This window comes from Bacillus massiliglaciei, assembly GCF_900098925.1.
In the GTDB taxonomy this organism is placed as follows: domain Bacteria; phylum Bacillota; class Bacilli; order Bacillales; family DSM-1321; genus Peribacillus; species Peribacillus massiliglaciei.
Window position 1 is genome coordinate 699,092 of the sequence record NZ_LT622360.1, and the last position, 16,930, is coordinate 716,021.

Below are 16,930 nucleotides of genomic sequence, written 5' to 3' on the forward strand. Positions count from 1 at the left end.
ATAATGAACAAAATCGAAAACAGCAGCCGTTCGGCTGCTTTCTTCCGTTTTAGAGAATACTTTTAAGATATTCGGTTCAGGATTTCTGTCCGATTATGATGTAAATGATGAAGAGTTAAGGTGTGATAGTATGGCAAAGAGAAAAAAAAGAGGAAAGGCAAGTACGGATAAATTAAAAGTAACGTTAAAATATGAACTGATAGGTTTAGCCGTATTGGGATTAACCATCATTGCGCTTGCAAAGCTTGGTGCAGTAGGTCGCGGAATCGTTTCACTTGTGCGTTTCTTCATGGGTGAATGGTATATATTATTTTTGGCAGGTATGCTGATTCTCGGGTTTTATTTAATGATTAAACGAGCTACGCCCTATTTATTAAAGCGGCAGCTGGTTGGCTTATATTTTATTATAGCGAGTTTGCTGCTTTTGAGTCATGTGACATTATTCAATAATCTTTCAGAAGGCGGTCCCTTTACAAAGCCTAGTGTCATTGCCAATACATTCGAGCTTTATAAAATGGAGATTCAAGGGGAAACAAGTTCTACGGATCTCGGCGGCGGAATGATAGGAGCTGTATTGTTTGCCGCTTCTTATTTTCTTTTTGATGCAGCCGGATCGAAAATCGCAGCTTTCCTTTTTATAGTAGTTGGCTTTGTCTTGCTGACGGGCCGTTCTTTAGGAGATACCCTTGGCAAATTTTTCAAAAAGTCTGGGGGGGTTATTAAGGGACAGTGGTCAGCCTTTTTAGATGATATGAAAAACTGGAAACAAGAAAGAAAAACCAAGAAAACGGTTGGAAAAAGAGCAAACAGAAGGGCTTCCAGACGTTCACCGGCTGATGAAGAAGATAACGGGGATGTATCGCCGCAAGCGGAAGAAAATACTGAACCGGTAGTTTCCGAGCCTATTATATCCAGTTTTTCGGATATGGCATATCCGGAAGAAGAGACCGGATATCGCATTCAAAAGGAAACAAAGCATGAGGAAGAAGCAGATTCATCTAATGATGGACAGAATGATTTGGCTCCTCAAATGAATTTCACAGAAGTAGAAAATGTCGATTATACGCTGCCGTCTCTTTCTTTGCTCAATCAGCCGAGAAAAACCGATCAAAGCGGTGAATATCGCTTAATACATGAAAATGCGGCCAAGCTGGAAAAAACGTTTCAAAGTTTTGGAGTAAAAGCTAAGGTGACGCAGGTTCACTTGGGTCCTGCTGTAACAAAGTACGAAGTTCATCCCGATGTCGGCGTTAAGGTCAGTAAGATTGTAAGTCTTTCGGATGACCTGGCCCTAGCCCTCGCGGCAAAGGATATCCGAATGGAAGCACCGATTCCAGGAAAGTCTGCGATTGGAATTGAGGTCCCAAATTCGGAAATTGCAATGGTATCCTTAAGGGAAGTTCTTGAAGCAAAAGAGGCTGATAAGCCGGACGAAAAACTGCAGATAGGATTAGGCAGAAACATTTCAGGTGAAGCGGTGAAAGCGGAACTGAACAAGATGCCCCACCTGCTTGTGGCCGGGGCTACAGGGAGCGGAAAGTCAGTCTGCATTAATGGAATCATCACAAGTATTTTAATGAGAGCAAAACCGCATGAAGTAAAAATGATGATGATTGATCCTAAAATGGTTGAGCTTAATGTATATAACGGAATCCCGCATTTGCTAGCTCCGGTAGTGACTAATCCGAAAAAGGCCGCGCAGGCCCTTCAGAAAGTTGTCAGTGAGATGGAAAGACGGTATGAATTATTTTCTCATACGGGCACTAGGAATATTGAAGGGTATAACGATTATATTAACCGGATGAACAAGGCAGAAAACGAAAAGCAGCCTCTTCTTCCTTATATTGTCGTGATAGTAGACGAGCTTGCCGATTTAATGATGGTTGCCTCTTCGGATGTTGAGGATGCTATAACACGGCTTGCCCAAATGGCACGGGCTGCCGGAATTCATCTGATTATCGCTACTCAGCGTCCTTCCGTAGATGTCATCACCGGCGTAATTAAAGCAAATATCCCTTCCCGTATCGCATTCAGCGTTTCTTCCATGACAGATTCCCGAACCATTTTGGACATGGGCGGGGCAGAGAAGCTTCTTGGACGGGGAGATATGCTATTTTTGCCTGTCGGCGCATCTAAGCCTCTTCGTGTTCAGGGTGCATTCTTGTCGGATCAGGAAGTAGAAGAAGTTGTAGAATACGTTATTTCACAGCAAAAGGCGCAATATAACGAGGATATGATTCCTGATGATGTACCTGAAACGGCAAAAGGGGAAGTGGAAGATGATCTTTATGAGGAAGCTGTTTCTTTAATTATCGAAATGCAGACAGCTTCAGTTTCAATGCTTCAGCGGCGTTTCAGAATTGGCTATACCCGGGCTGCAAGGCTGATAGATGAAATGGAGCTTAGGGGCATTGTAGGACCTTATGAAGGAAGCAAGCCAAGAATTGTTTTGGTCCCGAAAGAAGGAGGAGGAGAACTCCATACTTCCTAACCACAAGGCATTGAGAGACATCCCTCTCGATGTCTTGTGTCATTTTGGGGACCGAAATTGCGGGTGAAATCCGTTGATTTCTGCTCTGGGCACTTGCTTTCCGAGAGCCGCGGTGAGCCGGCGCATCGCTGATCGCTCTTACTGGGTCTTACCTGTTCTGCAATTCTCCTTAGAGTCAAGCACCCTGCATTCCAATCTTCCCGTGCTATTTACATCATTCTATTTTAAAAGAAAAGAGTGTAGACAAACTCGGGCATTTGCGAGTTTGTCTACACTCTGAATCAAATTTCACATAGAGAAATTTGATTTTTTTATTTTTGTCGTTACTCTGCTTCTGATAAATGGCTGAAACAAAAGGAATCGAGCATAGCCAGCTCTTCTTCATCAAGGTCAAAGTCAAGAATTTCTTCACTGTCCCTTTCATGAATATCATATTTAACAATTTCTTTTTGTCCTTCGCCAACTAAATAGATAAGACGGATATATAATCCTTTTTCAGAATAAAGCTCATCATCCTCAGAAACAGAAAAGTCAATCATATATTCGTATCGGTCTCCGGATAAAATTCCAAACGGATCCTCTAATTTTTCAATACTATATTCTAATAAAGACAGCATGATTTTTCATCCCTTCAAAACAGATATCATACATTATACCTAAGTTAGGGAACGAGGGAAAGAGCCATCGGAGGAAAAGGAAAGCTTTTTTAAACGTTTTCCCAATTATGGATAATTATCAGATTTATATGGAATATATGAATATTCTTTTTTTACTGAAATAACAAAACACTATTTATTTATATTTTAAAAAGTGTTATATTATTTTCGATTAGTAGAATTGTTATACATCAGAAGTCTGATGTCTTTAGAAAATCGTTGGGGGAGCTTGCATGTCTATTAAGTCTGATAGTCGGCATTTATATTTACAGGTGATCGATCATCTGAAGCAGGACATTGAAAAAGGGCTTTATCAGGAAAATGAGAAATTGCCTTCAGAATTTGAACTAGCCAAAAAATTGGGTGTCAGCAGGGCAACCTTAAGAGAAGCGCTGCGGATATTGGAGGAAGAAGGCTACATCTTGCGCAAGCATGGTGTCGGTACATTTATCAATCCGAAACCTCGTTTTTCATCAGGCATCGAGAATTTGACCAGTGTCACAAAGATGATTGAAGAGGCAGGCATGAAACCTGGTACGATTTATTTAAAGACATCGACTCAGCAGGCTGCAGAAGAGGATATGCGGAGATTTGGCTGTCAGCGAGATGAAGAAATTGTTTTAATCGAACGAGTCCGCACGGCAGATGGCAAGCCCGTGATTTATTGCATGGATAAAATTCCAGAATCTTATTTTTCGGAAAATTTCAAGAAGAATGACGAATCTTTATTTGATATGCTGGAAAAGGATAAGCATCGAAGAATTACCCATGCTGTTGCCGAGATAGAACCGATTGGATATCACGAAAAGGTTTCGCCTATCTTAGAGTGTTCGCCGGACTCAGCGCTTCTTGTACTAAAACAGATGCATTTCGATGACAGAGATCAGCCAGTCCTTTATTCTGTAAACTACTTTAAAGCAAATATGTTCAGTTTCCATGTTGTGCGCAAGAGAGTTTGAATCCGCCGTTCAGGCTGCCGAAAATTTTTAAAACGCTGTGGAAACGTAAACATTATTTACTTTTCAGAACACTTCTACTCTGAAAATTTCTGTACTAGGGGGTAAAATTCTTGAAGAAGAAAAAATTTGGCCTGGCATTATCACTTGTTTTAGCTGCAGGAACAATTTTAGGCGCTTGTGGTAACAAAGAAGAAGAAAGCGGATCTGAAAAGAAAAATAATTTCACGGTGGCCATGGTTACTGATACAGGCGGTGTAGATGACGAATCATTCAACCAATCCGCATGGAAAGGAATCCAGGAATTTGGCAAGGAAAATGATTTGGAAAAAGGGAAAGATGGCTTCAATTACCTGCAATCTAAATCAGATGCCGATTATGCCAAGAACCTGAATACATTAGTACGTGAAGATTATAATTTAATCTATGGAATCGGTTTCCTTCTGGCTGAATCAGTAGCTGAAGTTGCTGATCAAAGACCAGATTCTCAATTTGCTATTGTAGATACTGTTGTTGATAAAGATAACGTTGCAAGCATCAATTTTAAAGAGGAGCAAGGCTCCTTCCTTGTGGGTGTCATTGCCGGCCTTCAGACAAAAACAAATAAAGTCGGCTTCATTGGCGGGGTAGAATCAGAATTGATTAAAAAATTCGAAGTAGGCTTCAAAGCAGGTGTCCTTTCAGTTAACCCGAAAGCAGAGATTGAGGTGAAATATGCCGGTGACTTTAATAAAGCGGATATCGGTAAATCAACTGCCGGTTCTATGTACTCTTCAGGAGCTGACATTATCTATCATGCTGCAGGCGGAACTGGAAAAGGTGTCTTCACAGAGGCAGTAGAGCAGAAGCAAAAAGATCCGGACAGAGAAATCTTTGTCATCGGTGTGGACAGTGACCAAGCTAAATTGGGTGACGTTCCGGGAACGGATGATAATGTAACGCTTACTTCTATGATTAAGCGCGTGGATATTGCCGTAAAGGACCTTGCTGAAAAGACGAAGGCAGGGAACTTCCCTGGCGGAGAAGTCATTCAATACGGAATTGAAGAGAATGGTGTCGGCATTGCTGATACAAAAGACAATGTTACCGAAGAATCTTTAAAAGCGGTTGAAGAATGGACAGAGAAGATTAAATCAGGAGATTTAGTAGTCCCAGCCACAGATGAAGAATTCAAAAAAATGAAATTTTAATTATAGCTTTCACTAGAAAGAAAGAGGGCGTTGTGCCCTCTGTTCTTTCTTATTAAGCGAAAAACCAAATGAAAAAAAATGAAAGTTTCATAGTTTTCCATTTGGTTTTTCTTAAGCCAAAGTCATTGTTTACTTTCTATACACTCATTCTAGGAGTTGATAATAACGTGGATTATGTAATCGAGATGCTTAATATTCGAAAAGAATTTCCTGGAATTGTTGCGAATGATAATGTTACGCTTCAGGTAAAAAAAGGCGAGATACATGCGTTACTGGGGGAAAATGGTGCAGGGAAATCTACTCTTATGAACGTTCTTTTTGGTCTTTATCAGCCTGAACAGGGAGAAATTCGAGTAAATGGCAAGCCAGTGAACATTTCCAGTCCAAATGTTGCAAATGAACTGGGAATAGGGATGGTCCATCAGCATTTTATGCTCGTTGATCCTTTTACGGTGACGGAAAACATTATCTTGGGCAAGGAACCGGCTAAAGCAGGGAAAATTAATTTAAAACAAGCGAGTGATGAGGTAAGGGAATTATCCGAAAAATATCAGCTTAAGGTCGACCCGGATGCGAAAATTGCCGATATTTCCATAGGGATGCAGCAACGTGTCGAAATAATAAAAACATTGTACCGCGGGGCGGAAATCTTAATATTTGATGAACCGACCGCCGTATTAACTCCTCAGGAAATCAAAGAATTAATTATCATCATGAAGGCTTTGATAAAAGAAGGAAAATCTATCATACTGATTACTCACAAATTAAAGGAAATAATGGAAGTGTGTGACAGGGTTACAGTGATACGGAAAGGGCAGGGCATTGGTACGGTTGATGTCAAAAACACAAACCCGAATGAATTGGCGAGCCTTATGGTTGGCAGGGAAGTGGTGTTCAAGACGGAAAAAAAGGAAGCCAGTCCAGCCGGTGCAGTTTTGGAAGTGAATAATCTTGAAGTTGCAGATGCAAGAGGCGTGAAAGCGGTCAGAGGTCTCGACCTTACTGTACATGCAGGGGAAATTGTCGGCATTGCCGGCGTAGATGGAAATGGGCAGTCTGAATTGATAGAAGCTTTGACAGGACTGCGAAAGGCTGCAGGCGGATCGATTAAAATTAACGGAAAAGAAATTAGAAATCTTAAACCTCGGAAAATTACAGAATCAGGGGTCGGCCATATTCCGGAAGACCGTCATAAACACGGACTTGTCCTGGATTATAGCATCGGTGAAAATATTTTATTACAAACCTACTATCAAAAGCCTTATTCAAAAAGTGGTATCTTGAATTCAAGGAAAATGTTTGAAAAGGCCCGCAGCCTCATTAAAGGGTATGATGTCCGGACGCCGAGCGAATACACTCCGGCCAGGGCTCTTTCAGGAGGGAACCAGCAAAAGGCTATTATCGGCAGGGAAGTAGACAGGAACCCAGATCTGTTAATTGCTGCCCAGCCAACAAGAGGTCTTGATGTAGGTGCGATTGAATTCATCCACAAGCGGCTGATTGAACAAAGGGATGCGGGGAAAGCTGTCTTGCTGATTTCCTTTGAATTGGATGAAATTATGAATATAAGCGACCGGATTGCAGTGATATATGAAGGGAAAATCGTTTCTATCGTCAGCCCGAAAGAAACTTCTGAACAAGAACTTGGTCTTTTGATGGCCGGCAGTAAGCGAGCGAAAGCAGGTGAAGACAAGCATGTCTAAATATTTATCAAAATTAATAAGCCCGGTTATCGCAGTTATACTCGGTTTGATAGTCGGAGCAATTATTATGCTTGCCAGCGGTTATGACCCGATTGCAGGCTATGCCTCCATGGTCAGCGGAATTGTCGGCGATTCCTATTATATTGGGGAATCCATTCGGACGATTGTTCCATATATTTTAGCCGGACTTGCCGTTGCTTTTGCATTTAGAACAGGTCTTTTTAATATCGGCGTAGAAGGACAGCTTATAGTCGGCTGGCTGGCCGCAGTTTGGGTGGGAATCAGTTTTGAACTTCCAAAATTCATCCATTTGCCGTTAGCCATTTTAGCAGGTGCTGCTGCCGGAGCGCTGTGGGCTTTCATCCCAGGTTTTCTGAAAGCGAGATTCAGGGTGCATGAAGTGATTGTTTCCATCATGCTTAATTATACGGCTTTGTATGTAACCAATTATTTAATTAGAAACGTTATTACAGATAAGCTGGATAAAACTGAGCGTATTGCAGATACGGCTTCACTGCGTTCGCCTTTTTTTGAAAGCATTACGGATTTTTCCCGTCTGCACTGGGGGATCATCGTGGCTATTATTTGTGTAATTATTATGTGGTTCATTCTGGAGAAAACAAAGACTGGCTTTGAGCTGAAAGCAGTAGGATTTAATCAAAACGCATCAGAATACGCCGGGATGAGTGTAAATAAAAACATAATTCTGTCCATGGTTATTTCGGGGGCGTTTGCCGGACTTGCCGGTTCTATGGAAGGTCTGGGCACTTTTGGATATGCTGCCGTGAAAGGCGGATTCACAGGAATGGGATTTGACGGCATTGCGGTGGCTCTCCTTGGAGCCAATACAGCAATTGGAGTTGTCCTTGCAGCCCTCTTATTCGGCGGTCTGAAGGCCGGTGCCTTGAATATGCCGCTTGAAACAGGAATTCCTAGTGAAATCGTAGATATTGTGATTGCCTTAATTATTTTCTTTGTGGCTGCTAGTTATTTTATCCGGTTTATTACGGATCGCTTAAAAAAGAAAGGAGTGAAATAAGTGGATTTTTACCAAGTGCTGCAAATAATTGTTCCTTCTATGATTGCTTTGGCCGCTCCGCTTATATTCACTGCCCTTGGCGGTGTGTTTTCTGAACGGGCCGGCGTGATCAACATCGGTTTGGAAGGGCTGATGGTCATTGGCGCGTTTACTGGTATCGTGTTTAACTTAATGTTTGCTGATGATTTGGGAAGCTGGACTCCATGGGTAGCCATCCTTGCAGCTATGGGTGCAGGTCTGGTATTTTCAATCCTTCATGCAGTCGCAACAATTACCTTCAGAGCGGACCAGACGGTGAGCGGGGTTGCGATTAATCTATTAGCGGTCGGCCTGACCATGTTTTTGGTGAAATTGATTTTTGATAAAGGCCAGACTGACCGGATTACGGAAACTTTTCCAAGAATCGATGTACCTTTATTAAGTGACATTCCATTTCTAGGGAAAATCTTTTTCTCTAATGGATATTATATTGTCTATATTAGTATATTGATTTCTTTTATAGTCTGGTATGTACTTTATAAAACACCATTTGGTTTAAGGCTCCGCGCGGTAGGAGAACATCCTATGGCTGCTGATACAATGGGTGTCAATGTCTCAAGGATTCGCTATGCCGCTGTTTTGCTGTCAGGAGCATTTGGCGGAATAGGGGGAGCGATTTACGCCACGATTTTCTCCAATGAATTCAATCATGCTACGATTAACGGGCAGGGTTTTATGGCGATTGCGGCCATGATATTCGGTAAATGGCATCCTGTCGGGGCCATGGGGGCCGCATTATTCTTTGGACTGGCCCAAAGCCTGAGTATTGTCGGATCAAGCCTGCCGTTCTTTGAGGATATTCCTTCCGTTTATCTGCTGATTGCGCCTTATGTTCTGACTATTATTGCGCTGACTGGCTTTATAGGACGTGCTGATGCTCCTAAGGCATCTGGCGTCCCTTATATTAAAGGAAAAAGATGAAGAATTAAGCAGCCGTTGTACTTGGCTGCTTTTTTTGTAGATTATAATAAAATTATGTAAACTTTAAAAAGTGTCTCTAACTTGCATGATTTTTCCTTTGGCATGTATATTTTAAGTAGATGTTTAAAAGAGATAAGTAAAACAAACAATAGGGACAGCAAGGAATACATAATAAAGGGAGGAAAAATAATGGCTATTGCTTCCGAAAATATTACAGCTTACAGCGGTTATAATCTTCATACCGTTCAGACCGCGAAATATAAAACCAATACTCTTGTGCTGAAAATGATGGCGCCTTTAGAAGAGGAAACCGTTACATACCGGGCACTTTTGCCCCATGTGCTTCAGGCTTCCACTGCAAATTACCCTTCAACCTCTGAGCTGCGCTCCTATCTTGATGATTTATATGGAGCAAATTTCTATGCGGATGTAGCGAAAAAAGGAGATTTTCAGATTATTACCTTTACCATCGATATTGCCAATGAGGAATTCCTCAGCGACCGGACACCATTATTGGAAAAGGCGTTTGCTTTACTGTCTGAAGTAATCTTTAAACCGAATTTAGAAGGGAATGCTTTTCAAAAAGAATCGTTTATGAATGAAGCGAGAGCTTTAAGGCAGCGATTACATTCTATCTCTGATGATAAAATGCGGTACTCGGCTATTAGACTGGTTGAGGAAATGTGCAAGGATGAACGCTACGCACTTGATGCAAATGGGAGAATAGAGGATCTGGAACATATAACACCTGAGGGGCTTTTTAACTACTATCATAAAGCTCTTTCAGAGGATAAGGTGGATTTATATGTAATCGGTGATATCCAGCTCAAAGAAGTTAAGGAACTGGCAGAGAAATATTTTGTTTTTGAGGAAAGAAGTAAAGCTTCTTTTGAAAAAAACAATGAACATCAAGTAAAGGAAGAAAAAGAAATTATCGAGAGAACGGATGTAAAACAAGGAAAACTGAATATTGGCTACCGTACAAATGTTATATACGGCGATCCGGATTACTATGCGCTTCAGGTTTTTAATGGATTATTCGGCGGTTTTTCTCACTCGAAATTATTTCTGAACGTCCGTGAAAAGGCGAGTCTTGCTTATTATGCCTCCTCACGTCTTGAGAGTCATAAGGGTTTATTAATGGTTATGTCAGGAATAGAAAATGACCATTACGGTCAGGCGCTGGACATCATTCGCGAACAATTGGAGGCCATGAAAAGGGGAGAATTTACTGAAGAGGAGATTCAACAGACTAAGGCTGTTATCAAAAATCAAATTCTGGAAACTGTTGATGTGTCCAGGGGGCTTGTTGAAATTCTTTATCATAATGTTATCTCAGGCAAGACGGTTGAACTTGATGAGTGGATGACTAAGACTGATGAGGTTACGAAAGAAGAAATTATCAAAGCTGCCCGTAAAATAGAGCCGGACACCATCTATTTCTTAACGGGAAAGGAGGCAGTTTGATGGAAACAATCAAATTTGAGCAGCTCCAGGAAGAACTCTACCACGAAAAAATGCCGAATGGACTTGAAGTATATATTCTTCCGAAAAAAGGGTTTAATAAATCCTTTGCCACTTTTACGACAAAATACGGATCCGTGGATAATCACTTTAAATCTCTAGATAGACAGGAGCTTGTCAAGGTCCCGGACGGAATTGCCCATTTTTTGGAGCATAAATTGTTTGAAAAGGAAGACGGCGATGTCTTTCAGCAGTTCAGCAGGCAGGGTGCTTCTGCCAATGCGTTCACTTCTTTTACAAGAACGGCGTATCTTTTTTCCAGCACAACGGATTTTCATAAGAATCTGGCAATCTTGATTGATTTTGTCCAAGAGCCGTATTTCTCTGAAAAGACTGTTGAAAAAGAGAAGGGGATCATTGGACAGGAGATTAATATGTATGATGATAATCCGGAATGGCGGCTTTATTTTGGCACGATTGCCAATATGTATAAAAACCATCCAGTAAAGATTGATATAGCCGGAACGGTGGAGTCCATAGCTGATATTACGAAAGATATGCTGTATGAATGCTATAATACGTTTTATCATCCAAGCAACATGATGCTGTTCATTATTGGTCCGGAAGATCCGAATGAAATTATGAATATGGTCAGAGCTAATCAAGCTGCTAAGAACTTTGTAAACCAGCCAGAGGTTGAAAGGGAATTTGAGGCTGAACCAAATCAAGTAGCCAAGAAAAGCGATATTTTAAGAATGTCGGTACAGACGCCAAAAGTAATGGTAGGGATAAAAGCTGCTGATGTTCATATAAGCGGCAGGGAGCTTTTGAAGAAAGAGCTTGCAGCCAATATTTTTTTGGAAATGCTTTTTGGCAGGAGTTCAGCTCTGCATGAAAGCTTATATGGAAGCGGGCTGATCGATTCCAGCTTTTCTTTCGACTATACTCAGGAACATGGATTTGGATTCGCGCTGATTGGAGGAGACAGCCCAGAACCAGAAAGGCTAATGGAAAAACTGCATGAGATTCTTCATCAATCGAAAACAGGCAAAGGGCTTGATCAACAAGGCTTTGAAAGAACCGTTAAGAAAAAAATTGGTTCTTTTCTTCGATCTATGAATTCGCCTGAATATATTGCCAATCAGTTTACAAGATACGCTTTTAATGACATGGACTTATTTGAAGTAGTACCGGAGCTTGAAAAATTGACTTTAAAAGATATCCATGAAACCGCAGGTGAATTGATTCGTGATGAAGCAATAACAGTCTGTCAGGTTCTTCCGAAAAATTAATCAAAAGGAGAAGAGATCATTGGGGAAACGATTTGCTTTAATTACAGGAGCAAGCGGGGGGATTGGAAAAGAAATTGCATTGAAATTAGCAGAAGAAAATTATTCGCTCTATCTGCACTATAACCAAAATGAAGGGGCGCTTAACGAACTTCTTGAGATGCTTCAGCCTTATCCAATCGAATTAATCCCGATTCAGGCTGACTTAGGTACGCCGGACGGCTATAAACAGCTTATAAACAACATTTTTGCCCTGCATGCGATTGTATTAAACAGCGGGAATAGCTATTACGGTTTAGTGACAGATATGGATGATCAGACCATTAATCAAATGATTCAGCTCCATGTGACCAGTCCTTTTCAGTTAACTAAGGAGCTCCTGCCTAAACTAATGTACCAAGAAGATGCATCCATTGTAGCGGTGACCTCCATCTGGGGGCAGACGGGTGCTTCCTGTGAAGTGCTCTATTCCATGGTGAAAGGCGGTCAAAATGCTTTCATAAAGGCACTCAGCAAAGAGGTATCTCTATCAGGGATAAGAGTGAATGCAGTAGCTCCGGGAGCCATTTCTACTTCAATGCTTGAAAATTTCAGTGCAGATGAACTGGAACTTATTAAAGGAGATATACCAATGGGGCGAATGGGCAATGGCAAAGAAGTGGCAGAAGCCGTTTCCTTTCTTCTTTCCGACAAAGCTTCTTACATTACAGGGCAGGTATTAGGTGTCAATGGAGGCTGGTACACTTAATTTTAAAAAAATGAATAAAAAAGATCATCTCTCCACAAAATATCAATGTACCATTTTGAAGGAAAGGATGATCTTTTATGTCAGTTTTAGACAATTGGGATCAATGGAAAAACTTTTTAGGCGACAGACTGCACCAGGGAGAATCACAAGGACTGGATGGTTCTGCTATCAGTAATTTGGCATTTGAAATCGGTGATTACCTTGCGAACCAAGTAGAACCGCAAAATGAGCAAGAACGTATCATGGCAGATTTATGGTCAGTGGCAAGCGATCAGGAAAAACATGCAATTGCAAGTGTCATGGTTAAGTTAGTAGAAAATAACGGTACAAAGTAAAGGAAAGAACTCTGCCGCAATCCGGCAGGGTTCTTTCTTTTTATATATATAGGCCTGTTGTAAGAAAATATAGAAGTATTAGGGTTTTTCCTTTTAACTTTACCTTAAATGCTATATTATAGAAGCTAGGCAATGATTATTAAAGAATTTGAACAGGCTTCCGTTTTAAAGGAGTGTTCTCGTGGAAAAAAAAGAGTGGTATTTTGAATATGAAATCCAGAAGAATCGACCTGGCCTATTGGGGGATGTATCTTCATTGCTGGGTATGCTGTCGATAAATATTGTAACCATAAATGGTGTAGATGAAGGCAGGAGAGGCCTGCTGTTACTGACTGAAGACAGTCGGAATATAGAAAGGTTCGAATCGATCCTTCACACGATGGATACAATTAAAATCATTAAACTCAGGGAACCTAAATTACGTGACAGACTGGCTGTCAGACATGGAAGATACATTCAAAGAGGCGCTGATGAAAAAAACACTTTCCGTTTTGTCAGAGACGAGCTGGGACTTTTGGTTGATTTTATGGCTGAATTATTTAAGCAGGAAGGCCATAAGTTAATTGGCATTCGGGGAATGCCCCGTGTCGGAAAAACGGAATCAATCGTTGCAGCGAGTGTATGTGCTAATAAAAGATGGCTGTTTGTATCATCTACTTTATTGAAACAGACAATCCGCAGTCAGCTTATTGAAGATGAGTACAATAATAATAATTTATTCATCCTTGATGGCATTGTATCCACCAAACGTGCGAATGAGCGCCATTGGCAGCTGGTTCGTGAAATTATGAGAATGGATGCAGTGAAGGTTATTGAACATCCTGATGTTTTTGTAGAAAATACAGAGTACAGGCTTGAAGACTTCGACTATATTATTGAATTGCGAAATAATCCGGACGAAGAAATTACATATGAAGCAGTAAACCAAAATGAACAATTTTCCGGATCGGATTTTGGATCATTTGATTTTTAAATTGGCAGGTGTTTGATTTGACGGAATTAGGAAACCGGCTGAAAGAAACAAGAGAATCTAAAGGGCTGTCTTTAGAGGATCTGCAGGAAGCCACAAAAATTCAAAAACGGTATCTGGTAGGGATTGAGGAAGGAAACTACAGCATGATGCCGGGCAAGTTTTATGTACGTGCGTTTATAAAGCAATATTGTGAAGCTGTCGGCCTTGAGCCGGATGAGATTTTCGAAGAATATAAGAGTGAAGTCCCTTCTGTATATACGGAAGAAATACCAGAACAGCTTTCAAGAGTAAACTCCCGAAACGCAATTGGTCCAGACCGTTCAAAGGTCACAGATTTGCTTCCTAAGATTTTGGTCGGAGCTGTAGCTGTCGGAGCCGTTGTGCTGGTTTGGGTATTAGTTTCTAATTTTATGGGGAACCAAAGTGAAGAAAAGCCTTCTACCGAAAATTCCAGCGGAGAAGTCGGCTTTAATGAAAATGATCAGTTTGATAAAGAAAAAGCGAATAATACTGAGACAGAAGACCAAGATAAAGAAGAAAAAGAAAGTGAAAATAAAAAAGAGGAAGAAGACTCTTCTAAGCAAGATGAGACTGATTCTTCTTCAGAGCTTTCTGCTGTCAGTTCGTCAGGGAAAACCAGCATATATGAACTGAAAAATGCAGAAAAATTCAATTTAAAGGTTTCATCCACTGGTGCAACATGGGTCGGAGTAAGTAACGGAGAGGGAAAACTGGTTTTCCAAGGCACCCTAAATAAAGACCAAAGCGAAGAGCTTGATTTTTCTGATGAATCAGAAGCGGTTATTAAAATAGGAAATGCCCCGGACGCTGAAATTTTTGTTAATGATGAGAAGCTGAAATTCTCAATCTCACCTACAGAAGTTACGACTCAAACCGTGACGATACAGTTTAAAAAGGAGGAATAGTCATCTGTTTGATGGCTTTTTTCTCTTATCATTAAAATAATAAAATAAAGCGTGAATGCTGGAGGTAGTAGTTTTGAATTTGCCTAATAAAATAACCATTTCTAGAATTTTTTTAATTCCTGTTTTTCTGATTATCATGCTCTATCCTTTTTCATGGGGAGAAGTCACTGTTTGGGGAGTGACCTTGCCTGTCACCCATCTGATTGGAGCGCTTATCTTTATCATTGCTTCCACTACGGATTGGATAGACGGATATTATGCGAGGAAGTATGACCTTGTCACAAACCTCGGTAAGTTTCTGGATCCGTTAGCCGATAAGCTTTTAGTATCTGCTGCTTTGATTGTACTGGTTGATTTGGACTTGATTTATAACCTTTCCTGGATTGCAATTGTGATCATCAGCAGAGAATTTGCTGTCACTGGTTTAAGGCTTGTATTGGCGGGTGAAGGAGAAGTTGTTGCGGCTAATCAGCTTGGAAAAATTAAGACCTGGGCCCAGATTATTGCGATTTCCGCAATGCTGCTGCATAATCTGCCGTTTGAAGGCATACATTTCCCGTTTGCGTTAATTGCTCTTTGGATCGCCTTGATTTTTACGGTTTGGTCCGGAATGGATTATTTTATGAAAAATAAAACGGCGTTTGTAAACTCAAAGTAAATCAGTCAGTTTGGGGGAGTATATATGGATGCAGAGATTATTGCGGTTGGCTCCGAGCTTTTGCTTGGTCAGATTGTTAATACAAACGGTCAATTCCTTTCCCGTCAATTTGCGGAAATGGGTGTTAATGTTTTTTATCACACTGTCGTGGGCGATAATCCAGACAGGCTGAAAAAGGCCATTGAAATTGCAGAATCAAGAGCCAACCTAATTGTATTCACCGGAGGTTTAGGTCCAACGAAAGACGATTTAACAAAAGAAACGATTTCTGGCCACCTCGGCAAAAAGTTACTTTATAACCAAGATGCTTTAACGTCTATTGTGGCTTATTTTGAAAAGACCGGACGCAAAATGACAGAAAACAACAAAAAACAGGCACTTGTCCTTGAGGGAAGCGATGTTCTTCCCAATGATCATGGCATGGCTCCCGGCATGGTGCTTACAAAGTCGGAGATTACATATATGCTCCTCCCGGGACCGCCCAGTGAAATGAAGCCGATGTTTTTGTCGTATGGCTTTGAAGCGCTGTACGATAGGCTCGAGAATCACGATCGCATTGAGTCTAAAGTCCTGCGGTTCTTCGGAATAGGTGAATCGCTGCTTGAAACGGAAATTGAAGATTTACTTGTAAATCAGACGAATCCGACTATTGCACCTTTGGCTGCGGATGGAGAAGTAACCCTGCGTATTACAGCTAAAGACGTTTCAAGAGAAAAATGCATGGAACTCATCAATGAAGCAGAGCAGAAGATTCTTAAACGTGTAGGAGAATACCATTACGGCAATGAGCAGACTTCCTTGGTAAAAGAGCTGGTAAAAGAACTGACAGCAAGAAAGCTGACTGTTGCTGCTGCGGAAAGCCTGACAGGAGGGATGTTTCAGGAAGAATTGACATCTCTGCCGGGAGCGGGAAAAATTTTTAAAGGCGGCATTGTCAGTTATACGAATGAAACGAAGGCTAAGCTGCTGGAAATCAGTGAAGAGACGATTGCCCAATATGGGGTGGTCAGTAAGGAATGTGCCGTAGAAATGGCTGTCAATGTACGACGAAAGCTTAATGCAGACATAGGCATCAGCTTTACCGGGGTTGCGGGTCCGGACCAGCAGGAAGGAAAGCCGGTCGGAACTGTTTATATCGGCATCGTTTATCGTGACGGAAGGCAGCAGACAGAACAGCTTAACCTTTCAGGGAGCAGGAACCAAAATAGAAAACGGTCTGTTAAATATGGCTGTCATTATTTGCTGAAAAACCTTCAAGAGGATCAAAATTAAATAAGAACAGAAACCCAGGCAGAGTACAGGGAGAGAAATAGAGCCCTAAACTGCCTGGCTTTTTATTTTTGCGGAGATGAAAACTTGATTTTCTTCAGTGACTGAGGGAGAAAATCGGTTTTGTGAGCGGGTAAAACGGAAAAATAAGAGTAAGTTCTATTGAAAAATAAACGAATAAATGTTCGACTTTTTGCTTGGCAAACGATGAAAAAAAGTATATAGTAGGGATAGGTTATAACACAGATGACAGTTTTCATACTGGCAGTTAAT

At 41.1% G+C, this 16,930-nt stretch carries 15 protein-coding genes; 14 read left to right on the forward strand and 1 reads right to left on the reverse strand.

Translation table 11 applies throughout. From position 1 onward, the window contains the following. The first annotated feature begins 130 nt into the window (after nucleotides 1-130). Nucleotides 131-2,491 carry an FtsK/SpoIIIE family DNA translocase gene (locus BQ4305_RS19950; protein ID WP_110929471.1) on the forward strand — a complete coding sequence of 787 codons (2,361 nt, stop codon included), beginning with the start codon at nucleotides 131-133 and terminating at the stop codon, nucleotides 2,489-2,491. Nucleotides 2,492-2,814: 323 nt separating this feature from the next. Here the strand turns inward: BQ4305_RS19950 and BQ4305_RS19955 are convergent, their stop codons facing one another. Continuing rightward, on the reverse strand, nucleotides 2,815-3,108 hold the full coding sequence (locus tag BQ4305_RS19955; protein ID WP_110929472.1) for a DUF6509 family protein: 294 nt from the start codon (nucleotides 3,106-3,108) through the stop codon (nucleotides 2,815-2,817). A 272-nt stretch (nucleotides 3,109-3,380) separates the two neighbouring features. On the opposite strand from BQ4305_RS19955, the gene BQ4305_RS19960 reads away from it, so the two are divergent. The 13 genes from BQ4305_RS19960 (at nucleotide 3,381) to BQ4305_RS20020 (ending at nucleotide 16,660) form a co-directional block, all read left to right on the forward strand. Further along, nucleotides 3,381-4,106 (forward strand): GntR family transcriptional regulator, encoded by a 726-nt coding sequence (locus BQ4305_RS19960; protein WP_110929473.1) that lies wholly within the window; start codon nucleotides 3,381-3,383, stop codon nucleotides 4,104-4,106. A 110-nt stretch (nucleotides 4,107-4,216) separates the two neighbouring features. Beyond that, nucleotides 4,217-5,293 carry a BMP family lipoprotein gene (locus tag BQ4305_RS19965; protein WP_110929474.1) on the forward strand — a complete coding sequence of 359 codons (1,077 nt, stop codon included), beginning with the start codon at nucleotides 4,217-4,219 and terminating at the stop codon, nucleotides 5,291-5,293. A 167-nt stretch (nucleotides 5,294-5,460) separates the two neighbouring features. Continuing rightward, complete coding sequence (locus BQ4305_RS19970) at nucleotides 5,461-6,996, forward strand: ABC transporter ATP-binding protein (RefSeq protein ID WP_110929475.1); 1,536 nt, start codon at nucleotides 5,461-5,463, stop codon at nucleotides 6,994-6,996. Continuing rightward, a complete protein-coding gene (locus tag BQ4305_RS19975) occupies nucleotides 6,989-8,035 on the forward strand; it encodes an ABC transporter permease (RefSeq protein ID WP_110929476.1) in 1,047 nt (348 codons plus the stop codon). Before BQ4305_RS19970 ends, BQ4305_RS19975 begins: the two co-directional genes overlap by 8 nt. Beyond that, complete coding sequence (locus BQ4305_RS19980) at nucleotides 8,036-8,995, forward strand: ABC transporter permease (protein ID WP_110929477.1); 960 nt, start codon at nucleotides 8,036-8,038, stop codon at nucleotides 8,993-8,995. It begins immediately after the preceding gene. A 189-nt stretch (nucleotides 8,996-9,184) separates the two neighbouring features. Further along, nucleotides 9,185-10,462 carry an EF-P 5-aminopentanol modification-associated protein YfmF gene (gene yfmF / locus BQ4305_RS19985; protein ID WP_110929478.1) on the forward strand — a complete coding sequence of 426 codons (1,278 nt, stop codon included), beginning with the start codon at nucleotides 9,185-9,187 and terminating at the stop codon, nucleotides 10,460-10,462. Beyond that, nucleotides 10,462-11,751, forward strand: coding sequence for an EF-P 5-aminopentanol modification-associated protein YfmH (gene yfmH / locus BQ4305_RS19990; RefSeq protein ID WP_110929479.1), 1,290 nt, complete (start codon nucleotides 10,462-10,464; stop codon nucleotides 11,749-11,751). Before yfmF ends, yfmH begins: the two co-directional genes overlap by 1 nt. A 19-nt stretch (nucleotides 11,752-11,770) precedes the next feature. Continuing rightward, complete coding sequence (gene ymfI, locus BQ4305_RS19995; protein ID WP_110929480.1) at nucleotides 11,771-12,496, forward strand: elongation factor P 5-aminopentanone reductase; 726 nt, start codon at nucleotides 11,771-11,773, stop codon at nucleotides 12,494-12,496. 77 nt (nucleotides 12,497-12,573) lie between these two features. After that, the gene (locus BQ4305_RS20000; protein WP_110929481.1) at nucleotides 12,574-12,831 is read left to right on the forward strand and encodes a DUF3243 domain-containing protein; all 258 of its coding nucleotides are present in this window, start codon (nucleotides 12,574-12,576) and stop codon (nucleotides 12,829-12,831) included. A 181-nt stretch (nucleotides 12,832-13,012) separates the two neighbouring features. Next, nucleotides 13,013-13,804 (forward strand): YmfK family protein, encoded by a 792-nt coding sequence (locus BQ4305_RS20005; protein ID WP_110929482.1) that lies wholly within the window; start codon nucleotides 13,013-13,015, stop codon nucleotides 13,802-13,804. A gap of 8 nt (nucleotides 13,805-13,812) precedes the next feature. Then, nucleotides 13,813-14,730, forward strand: coding sequence for a helix-turn-helix domain-containing protein (locus BQ4305_RS20010; RefSeq protein WP_234397010.1), 918 nt, complete (start codon nucleotides 13,813-13,815; stop codon nucleotides 14,728-14,730). Nucleotides 14,731-14,803: 73 nt separating this feature from the next. Continuing rightward, nucleotides 14,804-15,388, forward strand: a complete 585-nt coding sequence (gene pgsA, locus BQ4305_RS20015) for a CDP-diacylglycerol--glycerol-3-phosphate 3-phosphatidyltransferase (RefSeq protein WP_110929484.1) — start codon at nucleotides 14,804-14,806, stop codon at nucleotides 15,386-15,388. Between the two features lie 24 nt (nucleotides 15,389-15,412). Further along, nucleotides 15,413-16,660: a competence/damage-inducible protein A gene (locus BQ4305_RS20020; protein ID WP_110929485.1), complete on the forward strand. Its 1,248-nt coding sequence runs from the start codon at nucleotides 15,413-15,415 to the stop codon at nucleotides 16,658-16,660. The last annotated feature ends 270 nt before the right edge of the window (nucleotides 16,661-16,930 follow it).

Excerpts from the sequence above, each read along its gene's own strand:
- BQ4305_RS19960 (WP_110929473.1), top strand. The coding sequence starts at position 3,381 with ATGTCTATTAAGTCTGATAGTCGGCATTTATATTTACAGGTGATCGAT.
- BQ4305_RS20020 (WP_110929485.1), top strand. The coding sequence starts at position 15,413 with ATGGATGCAGAGATTATTGCGGTTGGCTCCGAGCTTTTGCTTGGTCAG.
- BQ4305_RS20000 (WP_110929481.1), top strand. The coding sequence starts at position 12,574 with ATGTCAGTTTTAGACAATTGGGATCAATGGAAAAACTTTTTAGGCGAC.
- BQ4305_RS19950 (WP_110929471.1), top strand. The coding sequence starts at position 131 with ATGGCAAAGAGAAAAAAAAGAGGAAAGGCAAGTACGGATAAATTAAAA.
- BQ4305_RS19955 (WP_110929472.1), bottom strand. The coding sequence starts at position 3,108 with ATGCTGTCTTTATTAGAATATAGTATTGAAAAATTAGAGGATCCGTTT.
- yfmF (WP_110929478.1), top strand. The coding sequence starts at position 9,185 with ATGGCTATTGCTTCCGAAAATATTACAGCTTACAGCGGTTATAATCTT.
- yfmH (WP_110929479.1), top strand. The coding sequence starts at position 10,462 with ATGGAAACAATCAAATTTGAGCAGCTCCAGGAAGAACTCTACCACGAA.
- BQ4305_RS19975 (WP_110929476.1), top strand. The coding sequence starts at position 6,989 with ATGTCTAAATATTTATCAAAATTAATAAGCCCGGTTATCGCAGTTATA.